This window comes from Actinokineospora inagensis DSM 44258 (assembly GCF_000482865.1).
GTDB lineage: Bacteria > Actinomycetota > Actinomycetes > Mycobacteriales > Pseudonocardiaceae > Actinokineospora > Actinokineospora inagensis.
The window spans coordinates 36,611-51,514 of sequence record NZ_AXWW01000046.1 but is presented as its reverse complement, the minus strand read 5'-3'; the positions used below and the strand labels follow the sequence as shown (position 1 = coordinate 51,514).

Genomic DNA, 14,904 nt, shown 5'->3' with positions numbered 1-14,904 from the left:
CCCTTCACCCGAGGAGACCACTCGTCCCGCGGTGATTCGGCACGCGGGGGGCGGGTCTGAGCCACCGGCGGGTGACGGCCCTATCACGTGACGGGCCCGGTGCGGAAGGGCCGTGCGCCCAGGTCCGGTGGGGCTGTGTGGCTCATACCCGGACCGGGTACGGACCGCGAGGCTGGTGCCCATGAACAACGTTCACGACACCGAGCAGGTGGACCGGGCCAACGCCTCCGGTCGCACCCCCGTCGTCTTCGTGCACGGCCTGTGGCTGCTGCCCAGCAGTTGGGACCGGTGGGCGGCCGTGTTCGACGCCGCGGGGTACGCCCCGGTCACCGCGTCCTGGCCGGACGACCCGGAGACCGCCGCCGAGGCCAACGCCCACCCCGAGGTGCTCGCCGGGAAGACCGTCGGGCAGGTCGCCGACCACGTCGCGGAGCTGATCGGCGCACTGGACCGCAAACCCGCCGTCGTGGGTCACTCGTTCGGGGGGCTGATCACGCAGATCCTCGCCGGACGCGGCCTGTCGGTGGCCTCGGTGGCCATCGACCCGGCACCGTTCCGCGGCGTGCTGCCGCTGCCGATCTCGGCGCTGCGGGCGTCCGCGCCGGTGCTGGCCAACCCGGCGAACCGGCACCGCGCGGTCCCGCTGACCCTCGACCAGTTCCGCTACGCCTTCGCCAACGCCGTCCCCGAGCAGGAAGCCGAGCAACTGTTCGAGACCTTCGCCGTGCCCGCCCCGGGCGCCCCGCTGTTCCAGGCCGCCGCCGCCAACCTCAACCCGTGGACCGAGGCCAAGGTGGACACGGACAACCCCGACCGCGGCCCCCTGCTGATCATCTCCGGCGAACGCGACCACACAGTCCCATGGGCACTGGCCAACGGCGCGTACAAACGCCAACAGGGCAACCCCGGTGTCACCGAGATCGAGGAGCTGCCGAACCGCGGACACTCACTGACCATCGACAGCGGCTGGCGCGAAGTCGCCGACACGGCGCTGCGGTTCATCAACCGCTTCACCGACCAGCCTGCGGCCGATCAGTGAGCTGACCGAGGCCGGTACCGGCCAGCGGCGGTGGGGCGGGCAGGCGGGGCGGGGCGCCGGTGTAACCGGTGACCTGGCCGAACCGGCCCGCCCCGTGTTCCGGTGGGCCACGATCTCATCGTGGGTGCGGGCGGCATTGGTGAGGTACAGGGTGGGTTGACGCATCGAGGTCGCGGTGTTCATCGGGGAGACAGTTTCACATTCCCGACATCCTGAACATCTGGGATGACGCGATGTCCATCGCCGATGACGCCGGACGCCTAATGCGACTGACCAGGTCGGTATCCGACCTCCAGACGCGCTTGAAGGACTGGCATCAGGCACTGGACTCCGTGGACAAAGAAGTCGCCGCGCTCCTCAGTCAGACCGGCCGCGCGACCCTGATCAGCCAGGCGATCGGACTGGCCGAACAATATCTCCGTGACCTCGACACCACGCTTGAATAAGCGGCCCAACGAATCCAATCGTCCGCGGACCACCACCTCCTCGGCACAACCGGTCGACCACCCGGCGGCCCGACACCCAGTTCCTCACAAGCCGCGGAAGGGCAACGCCTTCGCGCCGGATTGCCTTCCGATCTACCACAGAACAAGGACCGAGCCCGTCGACGCCCCTCAGCCAAAACGCGCGGCAGATGGAGAATCCAGCACGTCACATTGGCAATCAACAACATCCCATGCACCGGCAAACTCGGGTGCGACACCCTGATCCCCCAAAGGGATACACTATGACGGTTCTCGGGACAGGAGGCTTCTACAAGATGTACCACGGAAAGGCCAAGCCATGATCGCGGTAAGTGCGTTCTTCGATGAGGACGAACCCACCGTTCTCCGAACCCCGGAAGATGTCACAGCACTCCTCGATCGCGCCCAAACCGACTCGCGCAAGTTCGACATTCCTGTGTTCATGCAGTGGTACCTCGAGGACTCGGACGCGATCGAGTTCGGCGTGGGCGTGAACGACAACCTTGGCGCCCTCAGCTTCACCGGAGGCAACTGGCCCGGACTGTGGTTCAGCCTGGGCAACCCCGACGCGGGCGATGAGTTGTTGAGCTACGACTACATGAGTCACGAGCGGCCGACCCCCGCCTACTGCGAGATCCCGTTCACAGATGTCGTCAAGGCCGCGCAGGAGTTCCTCACAACCGGAGACCGGCCGACCTCCGTCACCTGGAAGGAGATGCACGCCGATTGACCGACGACCCCCGGGAGCCGACAGGCAGTCCGAGCAGGCCACGCCCCGTCTCGGGGTGGCACGGGGCGCGGGCAGGTGACCAGGGTAGTTGTCCACAAGCTGAACGGGTGTCCACAGCGGGGTGGCACCAGGGCACGGGGCCGGGGCGGGTGGTCGTAGTATCGCGGCCGTGTCCGGCGATCCGATCGAAACCAGCCCGACCGATTCCGCACCGAGTGACCACGGGCTCTACGGCCTCGAACACCTCGAGCCACCGGAGGACCCGTTCGAGTCGTCCGACGAAGACGTGCCGGTGTACGACGATGTCGACACCGGTCCGCCCGCGCTGCCCTTCCGCAGGCCGGAGCCCGGTCCGGAGCAGGTGAGCGCGACCCGTGAGGCCGCGGTCGAGGTGCTGCGCCGGGTGTTCGGCTACGACTCGTTCCGCGGTGAGCAGGCGGAGATCATCACCACCGTGGCCGCGGGTGGTGACGCGCTGGTGCTGATGCCGACCGGTGGCGGCAAGTCGCTGTGCTACCAGATCCCGGCGTTGGTGCGGCCGGGGGTCGGTGTGGTGATCTCGCCGTTGATCGCGCTCATGCAGGACCAGGTGGACGCGTTGCGCAACCTGGGGGTGCGGGCCGGGTTCCTCAACTCCACCCAGGACCTCCAAACCCGCCGCGACGTGGAGCGGGCGTTCCTGACCGGTGAGCTGGACCTGCTGTACCTGGCGCCGGAGCGGCTGCGGTTGGAGTCGACGGTGCAACTGCTGGACCGCGCGAAGATCGCGCTGTTCGCGATCGACGAGGCGCACTGCGTGTCCCAGTGGGGCCACGACTTCCGGCCGGACTACCTGGCGCTCTCGGAGTTGCACGAGCGCTGGCCGGAAGTGCCGCGCATCGCGCTGACCGCCACCGCGACCGACGCGACGCACAAGGAGATCGCCGAGCGGCTGAACCTGGGCGACGCCAAGCACTTCGTGGCCAGCTTCGACCGGCCGAACATCCAGTACCGGATCGCGCCGAAAGCGAGCGCGAACAAGCAACTGCTGGACCTGATCCGCACCGAGCACGCCAAGGAGGCGGGCATCGTCTACTGCCTGTCCCGGGCGTCGGTGGAGAAGACCGCGCAGTTCCTGGTGGACAACGGGGTCGACGCCGTCCCGTACCACGCCGGGTTGGACTCGCGGACGCGCGCGGCGAACCAGTCCCGGTTCCTGCGCGAAGACGGCCTGGTCGTCGTGGCCACCATCGCCTTCGGCATGGGTATCGACAAGCCGGACGTGCGGTTCGTCGCCCACCTCGACCTGCCCAAGTCCGTGGAGGGCTACTACCAGGAGACCGGCCGCGCGGGCCGTGACGGGCTGCCGTCGACGGCGTGGCTCGCCTACGGCCTCGCCGATGTCGTGCAGCAGCGCAAGATGATCGACAACTCCGACGGCGACGACGCGCACCGCCGCAAGCAGACCCGGCACCTCGACGCGATGCTCGCCCTGTGCGAGACGGTGGAGTGCCGCCGGGTGCAACTGCTGAACTACTTCGGCCAGTCCGGCGAGCCGTGCGGCAACTGCGACACGTGCCTCACCCCGCCGGAGTCCTGGGACGGCACCGTCGCCGCGCAGAAGATGCTGTCCACGGTCTACCGGCTCGACCGGGAGCGCAACCAGCGGTTCGGCGCCGGTCAGGTCATCGACATCCTGCTGGGCAAGCAGACCGACAAGGTCGCGCAGCACCGGCACGACCAGTTGTCCGTGTTCGGCAAGGGCGCCGAGCTGACCGAGCAGTCGTGGCGCGGGGTGGTCCGCCAACTGCTCGCCCAGGGGCTGCTGTCGGTGGAGGGCGACTACGGGACCTTCGCGTTGACCGAGCGGAGCGCGGAAGTCCTGTTCCAGGGCCGCAAGGTCAACCTGCGCCGGGAACCGGAGAAGCCCGCCCGTCTGCCGTCCGCCCGCACGTCCTCGCCCGCCAAGCCCGCGGTGGAGCTCTCCGCCGAGGCGACGCCGATCTTCGAGGCGCTGCGCGAGTGGCGGCGGAACGCGGCCCGGGAGCAGGGGGTGCCCGCGTACGTGGTGTTCCAGGACGCGACGCTGCGCCAGATCGCGGCGGTGCGGCCGGGGAACCTGCAGCAACTGGCCGGGATCAGCGGGGTCGGCGAGAACAAGCTGGCGCGGTACGGCCAGCAGGTCCTGGACACCTTGGCGGAACTGGTCTAGCGGGGCTCAGACCGACTCACGGGCGGTCAGCACCCGCAGCACGAACTCCAGGTTCCCCGCGCTGTGCGCCTCGACCAGCGCGGCGCTGACGTCGCGCAGCTTGCGGTTGGTGTTCTGCGACGCCACGGTCAGCGTCTGGAACGCGGTTTCCGCGTCGTAGTCGAAGCGCTGCATCAGCAGGCCCTGCGCCTGCCCGATGGTGGTCCGGGTCTCCAGCGCGGTCCGCAGTTGCTCCACCAGGCGGGTGCTGTCCTGGTACAGCGAGACGTTGTCGAACACCACGCCCGCGTTCAGCGTCAGCAGCATCACGAAGTCGAACGACAGCGAGTCGAACTGGTTGGCGTCGCCGGAGAACATCGAGAACACCGCCTGCCCCGGGCGGTGCGTCGGGACCGGCAGCACCAGGCACCCCCGGTACCCGCTCATCAGCATCTGGGTGGCGAACGCGGGCCAGCGCTGGTCGGCCGCGGCGTCGTCCATCCGCCGCGGCTCGTGGTAGGCCAGCGCCTCGCGGACCGGCCCCGGGACGCGGAAGTCCACGTCGGGGGCGCCGATCGTCTCGACCTCGCCGTCGTGCGCGCGGACCGTGATGGCGGCCCGGGTGCAGCCGGGTACGGTGCGCACCGCCCGGTCGGTGAACCTGTCCAACGCGGAGGCCACGTCTTCGCCGCCAATGAGCCTGGTCACCTCGGCCAGTTCCTGGGCGAGTGAGACCACATCGGTCATACGAGCCAGCCGGGCGTCGGGGCGTCGTGCTCCTCGCACCACTCGATCGAACCGACCGTCCACAGCAGGGCCAGCACCAGCACGTCGACCGGGTCAAACCGCGGGTCGTCGCGCAGCGCCAGTTCCAGTTGCAGGTCGACGTCGTCGAAGCGGCTGTTGAGCTGGGCCAGCAGGGCGCGGACCAGCGCGCGGACCGGTGGGTCGAGCCGGTCGACGTCGACGACGTCGCCGGTGTCGTCGCGCAGGTCCAGCACGAACGCCTTGTCGGGGCCGGACGACTCCGCCCGGCACAACATCATGTCCGCGGTGGCCACCACCAGCTCACGCAGCACGGCGGCGAGACGGTCGCGGTGGTCTGGGCCTGCGAGTACGTCGAGCGCTCCGGTCTGCGTGCGCGGGTCGAGGTCACCGCCTCGGGTGACGGCGACGAGCCTGCGGGCGACACCCCGGGGGTGCTCGGTCATCTGCACTGCCCTCCAGGTCACGGATTGGCCGGGTCTTGACGGGGACTTACCCGGTCCGCCCTGGGCTCAAGCGCCCGTTCCCCGGGTGAAATGCGCCCGCACCACGGTGCCCCGGCCGTCGGCGTGGATGGTGACCAGGTCGGCCAGGCTCTGCACCAGCAGCAGACCGCGGCCGTGCGCCTGGTCCACCGGGGCGGGCCGCAGCCCGGCGAGCGGGTCGGCGAGGGTGCCGTCGTCGCGGACCTGGCAGACGAGCTCACCGTCGGCCGCCCACACCGCGAGCCGGGCGTGGCCGCCGCCGTGCTCGATGCTGTTGGTGACCAGCTCGGTGACCACCAGCGCCACGTCGCCGACCCGCTGCTCGGACAGGCCGTGCGCGCGGGCCTCGGTGGACACCATGGCGCGGGCCGCGCCGAGGTCGCCGACCCCGACCAGCAGGCCGCGGGCCGCGTCCGGCTCGGCCGGGCGGCCCACCGACCCGGCGCCGCTCAGCGCCGACTCCGGGGCGTACTCGACGCTGGACCGGTAGCCCGCGCGGTCGAGCACGCCGGGGTGGGTGGTCAACGCGTCGGCCAGCACGGACTGCTCCAGCGCGGCCGCGTCGTAGGGGCACAGCAGCCGCAGGCCGCTGCCGTCGAGCAGGCGGTTGGCCAGGGCCTCGTGCCGCACGCAGGACGGGTACTGGGCGCGCGGCCGGTCCGGCCACACCACCTCGGTGACCACTCGGGCGGGGCGGTCCAGCACCGGGTGCAGCACCACGGGCACGATCCGCCCCGGGTTGCCGCCCACCTCGGCCATGTCCAGCCAGCGCACGTCCCCGGCGATGCCCTCGGCGGCGCACGCCTCGCGCAGCAGGTCCAGGTTCTCCACGGGGGCGGCCACGGTCACCGCGTCCCCGGCGGCGACGCCGCCGCGGACGAACGGCAGGACCGCGGCCAGGTATTCCACGGCCCCGCGGTAGAGCAGGGCGGTGTGGCCCGCCCGGGTGTCCTCGGTGGTCCCGTGCGTGGTCATCGTGTCCGTTGACCCCTCACGTCGCTCACCGTCGGGCGGCCCCTTCCGGGTCTCGGATCCGGCATCCCCGGCCCACACCCGGTCCACCGTCGAACAAGATCGGTGACCGGCCTGGTCAACAATCTACGCGCGCCGGAACCGTCCGGCTTAATGCCATCGCCACCGCCTGATCAGCCCGCGGCGATGGCCGCCTCGACCGAGGGGTGCACCTCGAGCACGTTGTCCAGCGAGCTGACCTCGATGGCCCGCAGCACCGCCCCGCCGCCGGTGAGCACGCGCAGCGGGCGGCCAGCGTCGCGGCAGCGGGTGTGGTACTCGACGAGCAGCGCCAGGCCCGCGGAGGCGAGGAAGCCGACCCCGGTCAGGTCGATCAGCAGCGGCGCCCCGTCGGCGCCGCGGCCGACCGCGGTCTCCAGGTGGTCGCGCAGCGCGGGGGCGGTGCCCATGTCGATCTCACCGCGGACGTGCAGCAGCACGAGGTCGTCGCGGTCGGCGAACTCGACGGTCAGCAGGTCGGACGTGCTCATGTCAACCCTTCGCGGGTCGGCGGCGCGGGGCCGCCGTGGTGCGGACACGACAGTGGGGCGGCTGGCTGCTCAACCGCCTCGGCGTCCAGCCTAGTAGGTTCTGCGCGGGCGGATCGATCCGTCCCACGCCACCGGGGAGGGTCCGGCGTGCCCGAGTCGTCCGCCCCGTCCGGCCCGACGCCCCCGAAGGAGCACAGGTGTCCGAGCCCGCCCAGCCCGACGTCGAACTGCGGTTGCGCGCGGACCTGGTGAACCTGCCGATCGTGCGCGGCGTGGCCGCCTCGGTGGCGATGGGCGCCGACTTCACCGTGGACGAGATCTCCGACCTGCGGCTGGCGGTGGACGAGGTGTGCTCGCAGTTGATCGTGCTGGCGGCGCCCGCGGCGGACCTGGAGTGCCGGTTCACCCGGACCGCGGACGGGGTCGAGTTCCACGCCAGCACCCGCTCCAACGATGGCCGCACCCCGGCGACGGACACCTTCGGCTGGCACGTGCTGCGCACCCTGGCCGACGAGGTCACCGCCGGGTTGGGTGAAGGGGTTCGGCCGCCGGTGCACATCACCGTGCGCAAGCGCCGCGCCGCGGAGTGAGCGGGGCGAGACGCGCGTCTCGCCCACGATGACCGGTCGAGGTGGAAAGATCGACCCGGTGGGCGACCTCCTGGCGATCAGCGACCTGCACATCTCCTACGCGGAGAACAAGGACATCGTGCGCGACCTGCGGCCCGGGGCACCGGACGACTGGCTCATCGTCGCCGGTGACGTGGCCGAGCAGGTCGCGGACGTGGAGTGGACGCTCGGGCTGCTGGCCGAGCGGTTCGCGAAAGTCGTGTGGACACCGGGCAACCACGAGCTGTGGACGATGCCCGCCGACGCGGTACAGGCCCGCGGCGTCGAGCGCTATGAGCGGTTTGTCGAATTGTGCCGCAAACTGGGCGTGGTCTCCCCCGAGGACGAGTACCCGGTGTGGGAGGGCGAGGGCGGTCCGGCGCGGGTGGCACCGATGTTCCTCGGCTACGACTACACGTTCCGTCCCGAGGGCGCGGCCACCAAGGAAGAGGCGCTGAAGATCGCGCACGCCAGCGGCGTCGTCTGCACCGACGAGTACTACCTGCACCCCGACCCGTACGAGACGCGGGACGACTGGTGCCGCGCCCGGGTCGCGCACACCGAGGCCCGGTTGACCGCGGCCGCCGACCCGGAGAAGCCGTTCGTGCTGGTCAACCACTACTCGACCTCGCGCGAGCCGACCAGGGTGCTGCGGTACCCCGAGTTCGCCCAGTGGTGCGGCACGGAGCTGACGGCCGACTGGCACACCCGGTTCCCGACGGCGGTGATGGTCTACGGCCACCTGCACATCCCCCGGATCACCCACTACGACGGGGTGAAGTTCCAGGAGGTGTCGCTGGGCTACCCGCGTGAGTGGCGCAAGCACGGCCATCCGCACGGATTGTTGCGGAAGGTGCTGCCGGTTCGCGAGCGCGTGTGACCGGCGATCCGCTCGTCTAGGGCCGTTCGTTCACTCTTGCCGTAGTTACTTCCTCGTTCGTCACGATATCGGCGTTGACCTGCGGTGATACCGTTCCTTTGTGGCCGGTATCACGCGGGGGTTATGCCTTGTTGGGATGAGTCGCTGCGGTAACCGTCACCCATATTGATGAACAGAAGTCGACGGCCGGGAAACCAGGCCGGGAAGAGGCCACTCCGACCGCCGACGGCGAAAGGTGGCTCGCCATGACCGCGGCGGAACTGTCCGACCTGCGCGCGCTGGACGGGGGCGTCGACACGGCGCCCGTGTTCGACGTGCCGGACTACCGGACGAGACTGGGTTGGCCGGTGGACGGGGACGCGTTGAACGCCTACCTCGACCTCGGCGGGGACCAGGTCGGTGGCCTGCGCATGCGCGCGGGGCTGGGCGCGGAGGTGCAGTGGTGGCTGCGCCTGCGGATGCTGGCGGGCCCGGTGCTCGCCGCTCCCGGCAAGCGCACCGAGTGGACCTTCCTCACCCAGCCGATCCCCGACGAGCACCACCGCAGGCCGCTGCCGCCGGGGGTGGAGCCGGTGTCGGCGCGGGTGCTGCTGCCGACCGCGGACACCGACCGGTCGGTGACGTTCTGGGCGACCGCGCCGGACCCGTCGCACCCGAGCCTGCCCCTGTTCACCTCCGTCGTCGGCGCCGTCCGCAGCGTCCTCTACGGCCATAGGTTTTGAGTTCGGGGCACACTCCCCCGCGCACGTGGCGCGCTGTGAACTGGCACGATCGACACCACCATGACGCTCACCGCGCGGCTGCCCGCCTCCCCCGACCCCGATGGCTTGTTCGACGCGTTCGCCTCTTGGGCCGACGAGCAGGGTCTGTCCCTGTACCCGGCGCAGGAAGAGGCGTTGATGGAGATCGTCTCCGGCGCCAACGTCATCCTCAGCACGCCGACCGGGTCGGGTAAGAGCCTGGTCGCGACCGGGGCGCACTTCGCCGCGTTGGCGCACGGCAAGCGCAGCTTCTACACGGCGCCGATCAAGGCGTTGGTGTCGGAGAAGTTCTTCGCGCTGTGCGCGACCTTCGGCGCGGAGAACGTCGGCATGATGACCGGCGACTCCAGCGTCAACGGGACGGCGCCGATCATCTGCTGCACGGCGGAGATCCTGGCCAACATCGCGCTGCGCGACGGCGCGGACGCCGACGTCGGCCAGGTCGTGATGGACGAGTTCCACTTCTACGCCGAGCCGGACCGAGGCTGGGCGTGGCAGATCCCGCTCATCGAGCTGCCGAAGGCGCAGTTCGTGCTGATGTCGGCGACGCTGGGCGACGTCACCCGGTTCAAAGAGGACCTGACCCGGCGCACCGGCCGGGACACCGCGGTGGTGACGTCGGCGGAGCGCCCGGTGCCGCTGATGTTCTCCTTCGGGATGACCCCGTTGACCGAGGCGCTGGAGGAGTTGCTCAGCACCAACCAAGCCCCGATCTACGTTGTGCACTTCACCCAGGCGGCGGCGCTGGAGCGGGCGCAGGCGCTGATGAGCATCAACGTGTGCACCCGCGCCGAGAAGGACCGGATCGCCGCGTTGATCGGCGACTTCCGGTTCTCCTCGGGGTTCGGCAAGACGCTGTCGCGGCTGGTGCGGCACGGGATCGGCGTGCACCACGCCGGGATGCTGCCCAAGTACCGCAGGCTGGTGGAGCGGCTGGCCCAGGCGGGCCTGATGAAGATCGTGTGCGGCACGGACACGCTGGGCGTGGGGATCAACGTGCCGATCCGGACGGTGGTGTTCACCGCGCTGTCCAAGTACGACGGCCAGAAGACCCGCGTCCTCAAGGCCCGCGAGTTCCACCAGATCGCCGGGCGCGCGGGCCGCGCGGGCTACGACACGCTGGGCACGGTCCTGGTGCAGGCGCCCGAGCACGTGATCGAGAACGAGAAGTCGCTGGCGAAGCTGGGCGACGACCCGAAGAAGCGGCGCAAGTTCGTCCGCAAGAAGCCGCCGGAAGGCATGGTCTCCTGGGGGCAGCCGACCTTCGAGCGGCTGCGCGACGCCGAGCCGGAGCCGCTGACGTCGAGCTTCCAGGTCAGCCACTCGATGCTGCTGAACGTGATCGGCCGCCCCGGCGACGCGTTCGCCGCGATGCGGCACCTGCTGGAGGACAACCACGAGGACCGGCCCGCGCAGCGCAGGCACATCCGCCGGGCGATCGCGATCTACCGGGCACTGCTGGCCGCCGGTGTGGTGGAGCAGTTGCCGGAGCCGGACGAGCACGGGCGCCGGGTGCGGTTGACGGTGGACCTGCAGTTCGACTTCGCGCTGAACCAGCCGCTGTCGCCGTTCGCGCTGGCCGCGGTCGACCTGCTGGACCGGGAGTCGCCGTCGTACCCGCTGGACGTGCTGTCCGTTGTGGAGTCCACTTTGGACGACCCGAGGCAGGTGCTGTCCGCCCAGGCGCACAAGGCGCGCGGCGAGGCGGTCGCGGCGATGAAGGCCGAGGGCATCGAGTACGACCAGCGGATGGAGCTGCTGGAGGCGGTCACCCACCCGAAGCCGCTGGCCGAACTGCTCGGCGCGGCGTTCGAGACCTACCGGCGTGGCCACCCGTGGGTCGGCGACCACCAACTGTCACCGAAGTCCGTCGTGCGCGACATGTACGAGCGGGCGATGACCTTCACCGAGTACGTGTCGCTCTACGGCCTGGCCCGGTCGGAGGGCCTCGTGCTGCGCTACCTCGCCGACGCCTACCGGGCGGTGCGGCAGACGGTGCCGGACGAGGCGAAGACCGAGGAGCTCACTGACCTGATCGAGTGGTTGGGCGAACTGGTCCGGCAGGTCGACTCCAGTCTGCTGGACGAGTGGGAGAAGCTGACCAACCCAACGGACGACGAGGACAAGGTCGACCAACTGCCGCCCGCCGTGACGAAGAACCTGCGTGCCTTCCGGGTCCTGGTGCGCAACGCGCTGTTCCACCGGGTCCAACTGGCCGCCCGCCGCGACTACACCGCGCTGGGCGACCTCGACGGCGACTCCGGCTGGGACGCCGGGGCGTGGGAGGACGCGCTGGAGCCGTACTTCGAGCTGCACAGCCAGATCGGCGTCGGCCCGAACGCGCGCGGGCCCGCCCTCCTGATCATCGAACAGGAGCCGGAACGCTGGCTGGTCCGGCAAATCTTCGACGACCCGGCGGCCGACCACGACTGGGGCTTCACCGCCGAGGTCGACCTGGCCGCCTCCGACGAGTCGGGCACCGCGGCGGTCCACATCACCGCCGTCGGCGACCTGTGAGAGGACTGAAGTGACCAGGGGTGACGGCGACCGGATGGTCGTCTGCGGATTGGGCCACGAACACTGGGGCGAACACGGCGCGGCGGGCCTGTTGCCGGTCGCCGAGGACCACGTCCTCCTGCAACAACGCGCCGACGGCACCTGGGGCATGCTCGGCGGCGCGCGGGACAGCCACGAGGACACGATCACAGCCGCGCTGCGCGAGGCGAGTGAGGAGAGCACCCTCGACCCCGACCTGGTCGACCCCATCGGCGTGACCGTCGAAGACCACGACGGCTGGACATACTCGACGGTGATCGCCTGGGCCGACTCGCGGTTCCCGGTGGAACCCGCGTCCGCCGAGACCATCGACACCGCTTGGGTACCGGTGGGTGCGGTGACCGACCTGGACCTGTTCGCCCCGTTCGCCGCCAACTGGACCCGACTGCGCGACTGCCTCGAACCGGTGGTCTTGGTCGTCGACTGCGCCAACGTCATGGGCTCCCGCCCGGACGGCTGGTGGCGCGACCGGGCGGGCGCCGCCGTGCGGCTGCGTGACCGGTTGGGTGCTACTGAGGAGTTCCCCGGGCTCGGGCCGTTCGACATCGCTTATCCGGACATCATCCTGGTGGTCGAGGGTCAGGCACGGCGCACTCGGTCGACGGATATCGTGGAGGTCGTCTCCGCCGCGGGCGAAGGGGATGACACGATTGTTGAAGTGGCCGCGGAAAACCCCGGGTGTTTCGTGGTGACGGCTGACCGGGAACTCCGGCGCAGGTGTGTGGCGGTGGGGGCGGAGATCATGGGGCCGGGGTGGTTGCAGGACTTGATGCCGGATTGAGGCTCGTGGGCTGGGCTGTCGGTGGGTCGGTCTAGGCTCTGTCCCTAGTTGTCGCGGTTCTGCTCCGCCACGATGAAGGCGTCGATGATCTGTTGGTGTTGAGCGGTGTTCGAGCCGGTGATCTCTATGGTGCGTTTACCGGACTTGATACGGCCTCATCGACTCCGACGAGCTGTACCGCTACGTCTTCGACCAAGTGGAGTCCGGACCATTTCGACAGACCCCGCGGCTGGACAGCCAACTGGACGGGAAGCTGGTCATCGCCACCAGCGTGCGTGGGCCACGCACCTCGGTCGGACTGCCAACCGAGGTCGCGCAGGCGCTGCGCAGTGCGCTGCCTGATGTGCGGTTGGCCGCACTGCGGCACATGGTCGCCCAGGCCGAGTCGGACTCACCCAAGGACTACCCGGGTGGCGTGCGAAACCCTCTCACGGCGGGAAATCGGCTGGCTGCGGCCTCGCCACGCATACCCTCGGTTGATCTTGGTGTGGGGGCGGGTGAGGGGTCTCTGGGCCTCGGCTGCGCCTCGGGGTTCGGCCTGGTCGCCTCCGGCGACGCCGGCCTCGGGCGCCAGATTTTGCGGGCTGCGCCCGTTGGGGTGAACTTGTTTTGTGTGGGGCCCCTACGGCAACCGCACGGTAAGGCTAAAAGGCGGGGCCACTGGAAAGACGTGGCCTTACCCGCCAGTCAGCTTTGCGGTCACCGTCCCCCCACACAAAACAAGTCCACCCCAACGGGCGGTTGGTGTCGGCGGGTCCCGAGGCGCGCGGGGCGAGTTGGTTGTGATGCTTCTTCGCCTGGTTGGCGGGTTTCGAGGCGCGCGGTGCGGGAGTGGTGCTTCATCGATGGGGGCTGGGGTTTCGCGGGGCGCGGTGCGGGGGTGACGCTTCGTCGATGGGGGCCGGGGGGTTGAGGCGCGTGGGCCGGGGTGGCAGGTGCGCGTCTTGGTGGGGGGTTAGGGGAAGGTTGAGTTGACGCAGGCTAGGCGGGGGCCCGCGGTGCCGGCTTGGCCGGGTTCGGTGTGGGTGTGCTCGTTGTGGATGACGACGGCGTTGGCTTGGCGGCCTGCGAAGCGCCAGTTGACGGTGGCGACGGCGATGGCGGCGCCGTGGTCGTCGGTGCCGAAGTCGAGCCAGACCTCGTTCTGCGGGTTCGCGTAGGCCGGGTCGACCGAGGGTTGGACGGGGTCGGGGACGTTTTGGAAGTGGCTGCCCGCGTCGGCGGGGGTGGGGCCGCAGGGCTTGATGTGGACGTGGGCGCCGTAGTGGCGGTTGGGGAGGAGGCCGTAGACCCACAGGGTGATGGTGGTCCGGTTGCCGAAGGCGAAGGGGATCACCGCGACCTTCGCTCCTACCGGCACCTTCTCCTGGTCGTAGGTGATGGCTGTGGCGCCGTCGTGCCAGGTGGTGAAGGAGCCGAAGGCGCCGTGGTGGTGGAGGGGGGTCGCGGATGCTGGGGTGGCGACCGCGGCGGCGGTGAGGAGCGTTGCGGCCACGGTCAGTAGCTTGCGCATGGGGGTGATCCTGGTCGTTGCCGGCCGGAAGTCGGCCACACTGGCAAGTCCTTCACCTCATCAGGTGCATACCGGGGGGTTAGCGACCGGGCTCGACGCCGCCCTCGACCACGCGCGGACCGGGGAGGTCGACGGGGCGGTCCGGGACCACCGAGCCGACGACGACGATCGGACCGCGGGACTCGGCGCGGCGGATGACGCGGCGGCGGACCAGGGCGCGGGTGGGTGGGAACAGCAGGAAGAGGGCCACCACGTCGCTGATGAAGCCGGGGAGGGCGACCAGGACACCCGCGGCGGCGATGAGCATGCCGTCGACGACCTCGCGTTCGGGGGTCCGGCGCAGGAACACGGCCTCGCGCAGCGCGGCCAGGGTGCGCAGGCCCTCGCGGCGCAGCAGGTAGCCGCCGAGGACGGTGGCCAGGACGAGCAGGGCGATGGTCGGCAGGACGCCGATGAGGCTACCGATGGAGACCATCACCGTGATCTCGGCGGCGATGGCCAGCAGGATGATCAGCAGGACGGGCACTTCGGGCTCCTCGTACGGCGGTCAATTCAGTGGATGTCCTTCTAACGCACGAGCGGCCGGGAAAGCTCCCAACCGGCAAACCCGCAGGTCAGCGCGGCGTGTCCGGGTAACGGGCCGGTCAAGA

At 70.2% G+C, this 14,904-nt stretch carries 15 protein-coding genes; 9 read left to right on the top strand and 6 right to left on the bottom strand.

Features of this window, described 5'->3' with window-relative positions; translation table 11 throughout:
- Positions 1 to 181 precede the first annotated feature (181 nt).
- The 4 genes from H504_RS0117850 to recQ all read left to right on the top strand — a co-directional run bounded on the left by H504_RS0117850 (position 182) and on the right by recQ (position 4,424).
- Entirely contained in the window at positions 182 to 1,039 is an 858-nt protein-coding gene (locus H504_RS0117850) for an alpha/beta hydrolase (RefSeq protein WP_026423881.1), read from the top strand.
- Between the two features lie 233 nt (positions 1,040 to 1,272).
- Positions 1,273 to 1,485, top strand: coding sequence for a hypothetical protein (locus tag H504_RS0117845; protein ID WP_026423880.1), 213 nt, complete (start codon positions 1,273 to 1,275; stop codon positions 1,483 to 1,485).
- 337 nt (positions 1,486 to 1,822) lie between these two features.
- Positions 1,823 to 2,233, top strand: coding sequence for an Imm1 family immunity protein (locus H504_RS38815; protein WP_051385997.1), 411 nt, complete (start codon positions 1,823 to 1,825; stop codon positions 2,231 to 2,233).
- A 361-nt stretch (positions 2,234 to 2,594) separates the two neighbouring features.
- Entirely contained in the window at positions 2,595 to 4,424 is a 1,830-nt protein-coding gene (recQ, locus tag H504_RS0117835) for a DNA helicase RecQ (protein ID WP_026423879.1), read from the top strand.
- Between the two features lie 6 nt (positions 4,425 to 4,430).
- Here the strand turns inward: recQ and H504_RS35700 are convergent, their stop codons facing one another.
- The 4 genes from H504_RS35700 to H504_RS0117815 form a co-directional block, all read right to left on the bottom strand.
- The gene (locus tag H504_RS35700; protein WP_035304751.1) at positions 4,431 to 5,150 is read right to left on the bottom strand and encodes an ANTAR domain-containing protein; all 720 of its coding nucleotides are present in this window, start codon (positions 5,148 to 5,150) and stop codon (positions 4,431 to 4,433) included.
- Complete coding sequence (locus H504_RS38810) at positions 5,147 to 5,614, bottom strand: hypothetical protein (RefSeq protein WP_051385996.1); 468 nt, start codon at positions 5,612 to 5,614, stop codon at positions 5,147 to 5,149. Before H504_RS38810 ends, H504_RS35700 begins: the two co-directional genes overlap by 4 nt.
- A 66-nt stretch (positions 5,615 to 5,680) precedes the next feature.
- A complete protein-coding gene (locus H504_RS0117820; protein ID WP_026423878.1) occupies positions 5,681 to 6,628 on the bottom strand; it encodes a sensor histidine kinase in 948 nt (315 codons plus the stop codon).
- A 170-nt stretch (positions 6,629 to 6,798) separates the two neighbouring features.
- Positions 6,799 to 7,155, bottom strand: a complete 357-nt coding sequence (locus H504_RS0117815) for an STAS domain-containing protein (RefSeq protein ID WP_035304749.1) — start codon at positions 7,153 to 7,155, stop codon at positions 6,799 to 6,801.
- Positions 7,156 to 7,352: 197 nt separating this feature from the next.
- On the opposite strand from H504_RS0117815, the gene H504_RS0117810 reads away from it, so the two are divergent.
- The 5 genes from H504_RS0117810 (at position 7,353) to H504_RS0117790 (ending at position 12,741) form a co-directional block, all read left to right on the top strand.
- Complete coding sequence (locus tag H504_RS0117810; protein WP_026423876.1) at positions 7,353 to 7,745, top strand: ATP-binding protein; 393 nt, start codon at positions 7,353 to 7,355, stop codon at positions 7,743 to 7,745.
- 28 nt (positions 7,746 to 7,773) lie between these two features.
- Positions 7,774 to 8,643: a metallophosphoesterase family protein gene (locus tag H504_RS0117805; protein WP_026423875.1), complete on the top strand. Its 870-nt coding sequence runs from the start codon at positions 7,774 to 7,776 to the stop codon at positions 8,641 to 8,643.
- A 245-nt stretch (positions 8,644 to 8,888) separates the two neighbouring features.
- On the top strand, positions 8,889 to 9,365 hold the full coding sequence (locus H504_RS35690; protein ID WP_035304747.1) for a hypothetical protein: 477 nt from the start codon (positions 8,889 to 8,891) through the stop codon (positions 9,363 to 9,365).
- Between the two features lie 60 nt (positions 9,366 to 9,425).
- Positions 9,426 to 11,921, top strand: a complete 2,496-nt coding sequence (locus H504_RS0117795; protein WP_026423874.1) for a DEAD/DEAH box helicase — start codon at positions 9,426 to 9,428, stop codon at positions 11,919 to 11,921.
- Positions 11,922 to 11,931: 10 nt separating this feature from the next.
- Positions 11,932 to 12,741 carry an NUDIX hydrolase gene (locus H504_RS0117790; protein ID WP_026423873.1) on the top strand — a complete coding sequence of 270 codons (810 nt, stop codon included), beginning with the start codon at positions 11,932 to 11,934 and terminating at the stop codon, positions 12,739 to 12,741.
- Positions 12,742 to 13,696: 955 nt separating this feature from the next.
- Here the strand turns inward: H504_RS0117790 and H504_RS0117785 are convergent.
- Complete coding sequence (locus tag H504_RS0117785) at positions 13,697 to 14,254, bottom strand: superoxide dismutase family protein (RefSeq protein ID WP_026423872.1); 558 nt, start codon at positions 14,252 to 14,254, stop codon at positions 13,697 to 13,699.
- Between the two features lie 79 nt (positions 14,255 to 14,333).
- Positions 14,334 to 14,780, bottom strand: coding sequence for an FxsA family protein (locus H504_RS35685; protein WP_035304745.1), 447 nt, complete (start codon positions 14,778 to 14,780; stop codon positions 14,334 to 14,336).
- Between the last annotated feature and the right edge of the window lie 124 nt (positions 14,781 to 14,904).